We start from the raw sequence: 11757 nt of genomic DNA, 5'->3' as shown, positions 1-11757 counted from the left end.
GGAAGAATGATAGAAATTTACCTTTATACTTCCATAGCACCAATTCCGTTTGCCACCATGACCAATAAGGAATGGGGCAATATCGGAAACAACTATTTAAAAGGCTTGTTCGCACTGGCATTTCAGGGATTCTTCATGATGGTCTGTGTGGGAATTTATGCAGTTTTAGTAAATGCAATGACCATATCCAGTGACCTTCATGCAGCAATGTTTTCAGTAGCGGCTTATACCGTGATTCTTGCATTTTCATTATTCAAGACCGGAAGCCTTAGCAAATCAATATTCAATGCCCATTAACGGGCAGGAAAGGAGCGCATACCATGGCGTATGTACCAGTACCAAAAGACCTTACCAAGGTCAAAACAAAAGTAGCGTTAAATCTGACAAAGCGGCAGCTGATTTTCTTTTCACTTGCCGCAGTTGTGGGGATTCCGTTTTATCTGTTCATGAGAAAACCAATCGGTTCCAGTATTGCTGCCATTCTGATGGTAACGATCATGCTTCCATTTTTCTTCATGGCAATGTATGAAAAAGACGGGCTTCCCTTTGAAAAAGTGGTGGCAAATATCATTCGACAGAAGTTTATCTGTCCAGCGGTAAGACCATATAAGACAGAAAATTTTTATCAGGAGATTTCCACCCTTGTAAAAAAGGAGGGTGTGCCGGATGGCAAAAAAGACAAAGCAGGAGGCTCAGCAGGAGCGTCTGTCTCTGGCGGAAAAAAGAAACCGTCAGGAAAGAAGAAACAAAAAAAGCAGAAAAGAAAGAGAACAGGAAAAGCGTAAGAAGAAACAGGAACGGGATCGCAGGAAACAGAAAGGCATTCCTACAACTGCACAGCAGAGCATTCCGTATATTCGGATGCTGCAGGATGGTATCTGCCAGGTGACAAAGACCTTTTTCTCTAAGACGATTCAGTTTTATGACATCAATTATCAGCTGGCTTTAAATGAGGATAAGACCACGATATTTGAGAATTACTGTGATTTCTTAAATTACTTTGATTCTTCCATCAGTGTGCAGCTGTCCTTTATCAATCAGCAGGTGGATGTGGCAGAATTTGAGAAAAGTATTGATATTCCGGATCAGAACGATGACTTCAATGCCATTCGTGAAGAATACCGTACTATGCTGAAAAATCAGCTTTCCAAAGGAAATAATGGTCTGGTAAAGACGAAGTATATCACTTTTGGAATTGAAGCAGAAAGTCTGAAGGTAGCAAGACCAAGGCTTGAAAGAATCGAAACAGATATCTTAAATAACTTTAAGGTTCTGGGAGCACAGGCACATTCTTTGAATGGACTGGAAAGGCTGGAGATTCTGTATCATGTGTTCAACCAGGATCGGATTGAACCATTTAAGTTCCAGTACAAGATGCTTCCGGAAACCGGATTAAAGACCAAAGATTTTATTGCACCGACTTCCTTTAACTTTTCCAAGAATCAGACATTTTTGATGGGAAGAACGATGGGAAGTGTGAGTTACCTTCAGATTCTTGCACCGGAGCTGACAGACCGGATGCTTGCAGATTTTCTGGATGTGGATGACAGCATCAATGTCAACATTCATATCCAGTCCATTGATCAGAGTTCAGCAATCAAGATGATCAAGAGTAAGATTTCTGATCTTGATAAGATGAAGATCGAAGAGCAGAAGCGTGCGGTACGTTCCGGTTATGATATGGACGTGCTTCCATCGGACCTTGTGACTTATGGCGAAGAGGCAAAGAATCTGCTGGAAGATCTGCAGTCCAGAAATGAGAGAATGTTCCTTGTGACAGTTCTGGTAATGAATACCGCAAAGAAGCGTCAGAAGCTGGATAATAATATTTTCCAGGTGCAGGGGATCGCACAGAAATATAACTGTTCCTTAAAACAGCTGGATTATCAGCAGGAAGCAGCACTCATGTCCTGTATTCCGCTTGGAGTCAATCGAATTGAAATTCAGAGAGGGCTTACCACATCTTCAACAGCGATCTTCGTGCCATTTACGACACAGGAACTGTTTCAGGAAGGGGAAGCTCTTTATTATGGATTGAATGCATTATCCAACAACATGATCATGGTTGATCGGAAACGTCTGAAGAACCCAAATGGACTGATTCTTGGTACACCAGGTTCCGGTAAGTCCTTCTCAGCAAAGAGGGAAATTACAAACTGCTTTTTGATTACGGAGGACGATATCATTGTCTGTGATCCAGAAGCCGAATATTCGGCACTTGTGCAGGCGCTGCATGGGCAGGTGGTAAGAGTTTCGCCGGTATCTGACCAGTATATCAATCCAATGGATCTGAACCTGAATTATTCTGAGGAAGATAATCCGCTGTCATTGAAAGCAGATTTTATCCTGTCTTTGTGTGAGCTGATTGTTGGAGGAAAGAATGGATTGGAACCGGTAGAAAAAACGATTATTGACCGTTGTGTGCGGTTAGTATATCAGGAATACCTTGCCGATCCAATACCGGAGAAGATGCCAATCCTGGAGGACTTATACAACCTTCTGAGAAAACAGGAAGAGCCGGAAGCACAGCGGCTGGCTACTTCATTAGAGATCTATGTTACAGGCTCTTTGAATGTATTTAACCATCAGACAAACGTGGATATCAATAACCGCATTGTCTGCTTTGACATCAAAGAACTTGGAAAACAGCTGAAAAAGATTGGGATGCTCGTAATCCAGGATCAGGTCTGGAACAGGGTAACGATGAACCGTTCTGCCCATAAGTCCACCAGATACTATGTGGATGAGTTCCATCTTCTTTTGAAGGAAGAGCAGACTGCAGCCTACAGCGTGGAGATTTGGAAGCGATTCCGTAAATGGGGTGGTATCCCAACGGGCATCACCCAGAATATTAAGGATTTATTGTCTTCCAGGGAGATAGAGAATATATTTGAAAATTCAGATTTTATTTATATGCTGAACCAGGCTTCCGGAGACAGGCAGATTCTTGCAAAACAGCTGAATATCTCACCAACCCAGCTGTCCTATGTAACCAACAGTAATGAGGGGGAAGGACTTCTGTTCTATGGAAATGTCATTATCCCGTTCGTAGACAGATTCCCGAAGAATTCCCTCTATAAAATCATGACAACCCGCTTAGAGGAAACTTCCGAAGCAGGTTAAATCAAAGGAGAAGACAATGTTACGAGCAATTTCATATGTATTAACTTTTAGTGGCGGTGCTGTATTTGGCATCGCTTTTCTCTGTTTATTACAGGCAGGGAAAGGGTATCCGAAAAAGGAGGAGTAAGTAGTGGCAGAACAGAGAATGAAAGTCAGGGATAAGAAAGTCCAGAAGATGACCAAAGATGGTCTGGTGGAAGAAAACCTGACGGATAAATCTTCTGTTCGTGTCAGTAACCGTGTCAGTGATGTGCAGATGGGAATAAAACAGGGGGAAAAAGCAGAAAACCTTGTGGATAAGTCTCCCCGCCAGTCTGAACGGAGTGGGAAAAATATCCGTCCCTCTGTGCAAAAATCCAGGGATGCACCGGAACTGATGCGAACGGAGAACCAAAGTGAGGATTTTGGACAAAATAGAAAGCAACAAAACCGGAAAAGAATCCGTGCTGTGAACAGAAAAGAATCAAGATTTGCGGAAAAATCCGAAGCCAGCCAGTCAGGGAGACTGAAAGAAAAACGTGCGGATCTTTCAGAAAACAGAGGAGACAGCCGGAGTAAGAAGAATGGTGGAAGTAAGAAACCAAAGCAGAAACAGCGTCTGAAATTTGCTTATGAAGAGACTGGTGCTTCTGTGAAAAATGACAAAGATATGGAGAAATTGAACCAGATGGATACGGATGGAGTCAATTTCCGTCATCAGAAACAGAAGGAAAAAGCCAAAAAGTTTTCTTATGAGGAACCAAGAAAGAAAAAGGAAGCAAAGCAGCATTCCAAGAAGGCACAGGTTTATCAGGCAAATGAAGGAGAGGGTTCTGGAAAGAAGAAATCCCGCCTGAAGTTTGGCGAAGGGGAATCTGTGAAAACAGAAAAAGCTTTTGTTGTTAAGAAAGCAGGAAGTGCAACTTCCGCAGCATTGCACCGTGAGATCAGTAAAAATGAAGACGATAATGCGGCAGTAGAAGGTGCCCATAAGTTGGAAGAAGGCTGCGAAGGTATTTACCGGCTGGAACAGAGAAGTGCCAGACAAAGGAAACAGAGGGCTTCCAGAAAGAGAAGCAGACTGGAGAGACAGGCAGAGAAACAGACACAGGCGGCAGCCCGTCAGGAGCAGAAGAAGCTAAAAAAACAGATTCAGAAGCAACAGATCAAACGGGATTATGCCAAAGCAAAACGAAGTGAACAGACAGTAGGAACAGCTACAAAAGGTACGATTGATTATATCAAGAAGATTGGCGGCAAAGTCACCAACTTCTTTAAAGAAAACCGGAAGGTGTATATCAGTGTGGCAGTTCTGATCGGATTGATGTTTCTGATTATAACGAATGTCACGTCATGCTCTGCAGTATTTTTACAAAATGTGATCACTTACACGGGAACCAGTTATCTGTCATCGGATCAGGCAATCCGGGAAGCGGAACTGTATTATACACAGTTGGAAGCTAATCTGCAGGAGCGGATTAACAACATGGAGTCTGAAGAACCGGGACATGAGGAATACCGATATAACATCGGGCCTATTGAGCATGATCCGTTTATCCTGATCAGTTATCTGTCAGCAAAGTATGAGGAGTTTACTTTTGAACAGGTCAAGCCTGAACTGGATGCATTGTTTGCAGAGCAATATCATCTGACTACTGAAGCAGTCAATGAGACTGTGACAGAGACAGCAACAGTAAGAGTTGGAGAATCGTTGGGACAGGTTGTAACAAGCGGATATTGTAACTGTCCAATCTGTTGTGGCATTTGGAGCGGAGGCCCGACTGCCAGTGGAGTATACCCAACTGCTAATCATACCTTAGCGGTAGATGCTTCCAATCCGTTTGTTCCAATGGGAACAAAGGTGGTCATGAATGGTGTCGAATATACGGTAGAAGATACCGGAGCTTTCGCAAGATACGGTGTACAGTTTGACGTTTACTATGATAATCATGCGGCGGCATCCGCACATGGGCATAAGACCTGGGAATGTTATCTGGCAGATGATAATGGAAGCCAGGAAGTGGAAGTGACCAGGACAAGAGATGTAGATGTGCTGAATGTCACCTTAAACAGTGGAAATCTGATGTTGATCTGTCAGGACAGGCTGGGATTTTTCCAGAAAGAACTGTTCAGTGCCTACAACGATACAAAAGGCAACTTGCAGATGTTTGCAACACCGGTTGATTTTAACTGGTATTCCAGTGTGACTAGCTATTATGGATACAGGATTCATCCAATATCAGGAGCAAATCAGCTTCATAATGGTATGGATATCGGAGCACCGGAAGGGACAAAAGTAATGGCAGGGCTGACCGGAACGGTTACAACTTCTGCTTATAACGATAGCTATGGCAATTATGTTGTGATTAAGGACAGTAAAGGCTATGAACTGCGGTATGCACATTTAAGCAGCCGGAGTGTATCTGCAGGTGCATCCGTCACGAAAGGTGATGAGATTGGTCTTGTAGGAAATACTGGAAATTCTACAGGAAGCCATCTTCATATTGAACTTCTGAAAAATGGAGAGCGCTTAAACCCGATCTTTTATCTGGAAACTGGAGAAGGGACAGGCTTTGGCGGCAATGAATACACCAGTGAAGCGGCACAGCGTTTGTTGAACGAAGCAGCGAGATATCTGGGAACACCGTATGTGTGGGGTGGATATTCTCCAAGTGGATTTGATTGTTCTGGATTTGTAAGTTACTGCCTGACAAACTCTGGTGTAAGGAATACAGGAAGATTGACTGCACAGGGACTGTACAACATTTGTACACCAGTATCCCAGTCGGAGGCACAGCCGGGAGATTTGATTTTCTTTACTGGAACTTACGACGCAGGGGAGCCGGTAACGCATATCGGAATCTATGTAGGCAATGGTCAGATGATCCATTGTGGACATCCGGTGCAGTATACGTCCATCAATTCCCCATACTGGCAGAGCCATTTCTATGGATTTGGACGATGGTAAGAAAAAGGGCGGCTGCATCAGCCGTCCGGAAAGGAGAAGCGATGAAAAGTCTTGAAAAAGCAACGGCGGATTATGAGAAAGCCAAAGATAGAATGGAAGCTTCCAAAGCCAGATATGAAGCAGACTTAAAGCGGTTCAAGGCTGCGGAGATAGCAAAAACAGAAGCGGAAAATCTGGAAATTGTAAAAATTATCCGTGCAATGGATATGAGCATTCCAGAGCTGGAAGCTTTCAAAAAGAGAATGAAAAATGAACTGCCCGGCAGGGTAGAAATACAGAAGGAGGAAACAAAAGCCGATGATGAATCTGGAAAAAATGAAACAGAAGAAGAGAACAATTACTAAAAGCAGGGTAAAAAAGAGCTTGCTTGCAGCAACGACATTTCTTTGCCTGACAACACCTTTGCTCCAGACACAGACTGCTTATGCAGCTGAGAATACCACACCTGCAATTACGATCGAGAAACCGGATGGCTGGAAACAGGGAGAAACAACCATTGCTGTTACGGTAGATGCCAGCCATATGCCGGAAGGTTTCTCAATAGCAAAAATTGAAGCAAAAGCAGGAAAAGATGGGAGCTGGCAGGATGTAACCGGAAGCGGAAGTATCACGATCACTGGAAACCAGACAGTGTATGTGCGTGTGACAGATGGTGAGGGGAAGGTCTATGAGCAGAATCGCTCTATTAAGTGTTATGACACAGAAAAGCCTACGCTTTCTGCATCTCTGACAGATGGTGTACTGACGATTCAGGGAAATGATACCGTTTCCGGCATTACTTCTGTGACAGTTAATGGCACCACTTATACAGATCTGAAGGATGGAATGCTGAGAGTGCAACTGACACAGAAAGATTTTACAACAAAACAGATTGAAATCACGGTAACGGATGGTGCCGGAAATACTTCTGAAAAGTATGTGTTGCAGAATCCTTATTATGAATGGGCAAAGAAGCAGGCAGAGAAACAGAAAACTTCAAGTGACAGCAATGGTGCGATGGCAACCACGACCAGTGCAGATGCAACTGGGACTGAGAAAACAACGACTTCACCACTTCCGCAGGATGCACAGGCTTCTGAGCCAACAGATGCAAAAGGAACTGTGGATGATCGGACAGTGACAGGTATTGAGGAACAGCTTAATAAAGAAGGCGAGACAGCAGATTCTGTTACCAAAACAGCTACGGAAGGCACAAAAGAGTTTTATACCATTTCAACTAAGAGTGGTAAGATTTTCTATCTGATCATCGACAATTCAAAATCTCAGGATAATGTGTATTTTCTTACCGAAGTTAGTGAAAAAGATCTGATGAACTTTACACTTTCTGATTCGGTGACACTTCCGGAAGTAGATACGGTTTATGCAGAACCAGAGAAAAAAGCAGAGGAAGAAAAGCCGGAAACGACAGAGTCAGCCGAGAAAGATAAGGTAGAGGATGATATTCAGATGCCTGAAGATAAAAGTCCATTTGGAACGTATCTTTTGATTGCACTGGTTGCAGTCGGAGCTGCGGCAGGAGGATATTACTTCAAAGTCTATAAACCAAAGCATGAATATGATGACGAGGATGAGATGGAAGAGGATGAAGATGAATCCGAAGATTCAGAGTCTGAAAAGCGGGAAGTAGACGATGCAGATGAGCAGGAAGAAAGTACAGAACCGGAAATCCTGAGAGATGAAGATTTTGACGATAATGTGCTGGAAGATGAAGAAGAGGAGCAGGAGTAAATGAAATTAGTGATTGCAGAAAAGCCATCGGTTGCGATGGCACTGGCTTCCGTGCTTGGAGCCAGAACAAGAAAAGATGGCTACGTGGAGGGAAACGGTTATATCGTTTCCTGGTGCGTAGGACATCTGGTTGGATTATGTGATGCATCGGAATACGATGAAAAATATAAAAAATGGAGATATGAAGATCTGCCGATTGTGCCGGTATGTTGGAAACACAAGATTTTGGAGGGCACAAAGAAGCAGTTCGGAATCTTGAAAAAACTGATGAGAGATTCAAAAGTAGATGAAGTGATCTGTGCTACTGATGCAGGACGTGAAGGAGAGTTAATCTTTCGTTTGGTGTATGAGCAGGCAGAATGTCAAAAACCGATGAAGCGGCTCTGGATCTCATCTATGGAAGAACAGGCAATTAAAGATGGATTTGCGTCATTAAAAGACGGTTCGTGTTATGACAGTCTCTATCAGTCAGCACTTTGCAGGGCAAAGGCAGACTGGTTGGTGGGAATCAATGCGAGCCGTCTTTTTTCCGTTCTGTATAACCAAAATCTGAAAGTTGGAAGAGTGCAGACACCAACACTTGCTATGATCGTTGATCGAAATCAGAAGATCAAGGAATTTACCAAAGAGAAATATTATATGGCTCATATCAAGTTTGACGATATGGATGCGGTTACAGAGCATTTTCAGAAAAAAGAAGATGCAGATAGAGTGGCTGCGGACTGTATGGAGCGTATGTGCGAAGTGGAGAAGGATGATGTGAAAGAGAAAACAGTCCGCCCTCCGAAGCTTTATGATCTGACCACTCTGCAGAGGGAAGCAAACAGAATGTTTGGTTATACCGCACAGCAGACATTGGATGCCGTGCAGGAGATGTATGAGCAGAAGCTTGTTACTTATCCGAGAACAGACAGCCGGTATCTGACAGATGAGATGGGAGAAAGCACAGAAACTCTGATTCAGATGTTACTTGGGAAAATGCCCTATGCCGAAGGGCTGGAATATCAGCCGGACGTGAGTAAGGTATTAAATTCAAAGAAAGTATCTGATCACCATGCAATTATCCCGACCGTGGAAGTAGCAAAGGCAGATATAGGTAAACTGAAAGAACGAAACTGCAAGATTTTGTATCTGATCAGTGCCAGGGTACTGACAGCAACCGCAGATCCTTATATTTATGAAAGCCATAAATGCCAGATTACCTGTAATTATCATACGTTTTATCTCTCAGCAAAGAAAACAAAGCAGGAAGGATTCAAGTCGATCGAAAATAAATTGAAACAGTTCTTTGGCGTAAAGAGTGAAAAAGAAGAGCCGGAGCTGGATATCTGGGATGGCAAGCATTACGGTCCTTGTGATTCTTTTGTATCGGAGCATTTTACACAGCCACCGAAACAGTACACAGAAGATACCCTGCTTTCTGCGATGGAACGTGCAGGGAATGAAGAACTGACCGAAGATACAGAAAAGAAAGGACTTGGCACACCGGCAACAAGGGCAGCAATCATTGAAAAACTGATTCAGTCTGGATTTGTGAAAAGGGAAAAGAAAAATCTGGTGCCGACAGATGATGGCAATGTACTGATTACGGTTCTGCCGGATGAGATTAAATCTCCGAAGATGACAGCAGAGTGGGAAATGGCATTGAATCACATTGCCCAGAATACAGGGACAGCAGATGAATTCCTAAATGGGATTACAGAGCTGATGCAGGAACTGGTTGCCAGATATCAGGGGATTTCAGAAGAAAAGAAAGAGCAGTTTCAGGGAAAAGCAAAAGGAGAAGTCATTGGTAAATGTCCCCGTTGTGGAGCTGATGTCAGGGAAGGAAAAGTAAACTTTTACTGTTCTGACCGGAACTGTGCTTTTGCCTTATGGAAGAATGATAAATTCCTTGCAAGCCAGGGGAAAAAGATGGATAAGGCGGCAGCAAAGAAGTTCCTGTCTAAAGGAAAAATCCATTATAAGGATCTGGTATCCAGAAAAACAGGGAGACAGTATGAAGCAACAGTGGAGATGGTTGATCCCGGCGAGGGAAATGTGCAGTTCAATCTGAGTTTCCCGCAACGATAAGCAGTGTATTGCAGGCAGTCTAAGGACTGTCTGTTTTAATACAAATATATGAAAGAGAGGACCTTAGCATGAAGAAAAAAGGTAATTTTAGAAAAGTAGTATCTGGCTTGCTGGCAGGCATGACAATGCTTAGTACAGTGTTATCTCCGATGACTGCATATGCAGCGGAGATCCAGCCAGAGGAAAAACCTCCACTTTATGAGGAAGTGAAAGACCTTCTGGATGAAGATGAGGTGGTGACTGCCAAAGATTATGAAATTGAAACAGGCAGTGTATTTGATGTGAAATCAGATTACACGGGACTGGAAATCAAGGATGATAACAAGGTCAAAGTCACATTTGAGGAAGCAAAGAACGAAAAGAATGAGGATTTTACGACAGATCATGCGGACACTTACAAAGCGGTCTATTATGTGGAACCGGTAAATCAGGAGCATCCGAAGTACCAGATCAGCCGAAAACTGATTGTGCGTGATAAAGAAACAGAAGTACAGACAGAGGCGGCAGGGAGTGAAGCAGTGACTGAGTCCGAAACAGCTGGCAGTGAACAGCAGACAGAAGAAACGGAGGAGTCAGAATCAGACTCGGAGATTACCGATATTGACGCTGATGAATTTGATGATTTGGTAGAGCAGGCACAGAATCAGGATACCTATGATGAAGAATCAGGGTTAGAGCTTCATGATGTTTTGGAACAGGCAGGAGACGAAGGTGTAGATCTTGATGCTATGGAAGAGGGAGAGATTGCAACCTTTGAAGCAGTTTCAGCTTATTCAGCAAGAAGTACACAGCAGGTAACAATTGAAAAAGGACCACTGTATAGATATGCAGATTATAATCTTGGAACCTATCTGACAGAGCCGTACTATATCAGCTACGGAAGCGTTAGAGCAACTGCGTATTGTGTACAGCCAGCAAAACCTGGACCAGGATCTGGAAATTATACAATCACAAAGATTGGAGACAATCAGGCGTTAGCAAAAGTGTGTTATTACGGTACAGACGCCGCAGGAAGCGAAAGTTTTTTCGCTAATAAACACACGGATTTTTCAGAAGGAAAAAGATTCATCATTATTCACATGGCTGCATCCTATGCCAACGGAAGTAGTGATGCATTTTACGGAACCAATGCTACAGGAGAGGCTTTGGCAAAAGAACTCTATAATTATTGTGTGAATAAGCCGGAAATACCAGATGTAGCGATGTCATTTTCAAAGCCGGATGTAAAAGCTTATGTAGATGGAAATGTTCAGAGAACGGAGAACATTCAGTTCAACGCATCTTCCCAGCAGAAAATCACAATGGACTTACCAAAAGGAGTAAAGCTCCATAATGTATCTACTGGAAATGTAAGTGCGGCAGGTGCAAGCGTAACAATTGGAGGAGGAACCACGTTTTATCTTTCAGCGCCTCTGACACAGACAAAAGATGTAAATGCTACTTTTTCTGCAAAAATGAAGGGAAGTATTACAAAAGATTACTCAGCATATAAACTGACTACGAATGCAAGTGTTCAGGATCTGGCATTTGTATTTGGAGAAGGTGTTGCTGATGAAAAATATGTAAGCCTAAAGGTATCCTGGATTGAACAGGCTACGATCGAAATCGTAAAGAAAGACGATACAGCAGATGTCAATCTTGCAGGTGCAGTATTCGGTGTATACAGCGATGAGGCTTGTACAAAGCTGATCACTCAGATGCCGGCAACAGATAAGAATGGAAAATCTTCTGTTACGATCATCAAGACACAGGATACTGTTTATCTGAAAGAGATCACAGCACCACAGGGATATGTAGTAAATGCAACGGCAACAAATGTAAAACTGGTAGCAAGTAAGACCTCAGCTGTAACCGTGGAAAATAAGGAACAGCTGGCAGAGCTTACC

The 11757-nt window shown here is 43.1% G+C and carries 8 protein-coding genes and 1 pseudogene; all 9 read left to right on the top strand.

What is annotated here, in order from left to right:
* Positions 1 to 297 (top strand): annotated as a pseudogene (locus tag AC04Q6_RS18025) (VirB6/TrbL-like conjugal transfer protein, CD1112 family); the annotation flags it as partial.
* A gap of 23 nt (positions 298 to 320) precedes the next feature.
* Positions 321 to 785: a PrgI family protein gene (locus tag AC04Q6_RS18020; RefSeq protein ID WP_055268321.1), complete on the top strand. Its 465-nt coding sequence runs from the start codon at positions 321 to 323 to the stop codon at positions 783 to 785.
* On the top strand, positions 667 to 3123 hold the full coding sequence (locus AC04Q6_RS18015) for a VirB4-like conjugal transfer ATPase, CD1110 family (RefSeq protein WP_191855126.1): 2457 nt from the start codon (positions 667 to 669) through the stop codon (positions 3121 to 3123). Before AC04Q6_RS18020 ends, AC04Q6_RS18015 begins: the two co-directional genes overlap by 119 nt.
* Positions 3124 to 3139: 16 nt before the next feature.
* Complete coding sequence (locus AC04Q6_RS18010) at positions 3140 to 3250, top strand: hypothetical protein (RefSeq protein ID WP_008688066.1); 111 nt, start codon at positions 3140 to 3142, stop codon at positions 3248 to 3250.
* 18 nt (positions 3251 to 3268) lie between these two features.
* Positions 3269 to 6070 (top strand): CD1108 family mobile element protein, encoded by a 2802-nt coding sequence (locus AC04Q6_RS18005; protein ID WP_476389806.1) that lies wholly within the window; start codon positions 3269 to 3271, stop codon positions 6068 to 6070.
* A 41-nt stretch (positions 6071 to 6111) separates the two neighbouring features.
* A complete protein-coding gene (locus AC04Q6_RS18000) occupies positions 6112 to 6414 on the top strand; it encodes a DUF4315 family protein (protein WP_195937296.1) in 303 nt (100 codons plus the stop codon).
* Positions 6368 to 7798: a CD1107 family mobile element protein gene (locus AC04Q6_RS17995; RefSeq protein ID WP_331470788.1), complete on the top strand. Its 1431-nt coding sequence runs from the start codon at positions 6368 to 6370 to the stop codon at positions 7796 to 7798. Before AC04Q6_RS18000 ends, AC04Q6_RS17995 begins: the two co-directional genes overlap by 47 nt.
* Positions 7799 to 9871: a DNA topoisomerase 3 gene (locus tag AC04Q6_RS17990; RefSeq protein ID WP_476389805.1), complete on the top strand. Its 2073-nt coding sequence runs from the start codon at positions 7799 to 7801 to the stop codon at positions 9869 to 9871.
* Between the two features lie 68 nt (positions 9872 to 9939).
* Positions 9940 to 11757, top strand: a 1818-nt coding sequence (locus tag AC04Q6_RS17985) for a thioester domain-containing protein (RefSeq protein WP_476389804.1), incomplete at its 3' end; no start/stop codon positions are given.

Source organism: Blautia sp. HA9023, from assembly GCF_056504095.1.
The sequence above is the reverse complement of the archived record's forward strand: the minus strand, read 5'-3'. Positions and strand labels throughout refer to the sequence as shown.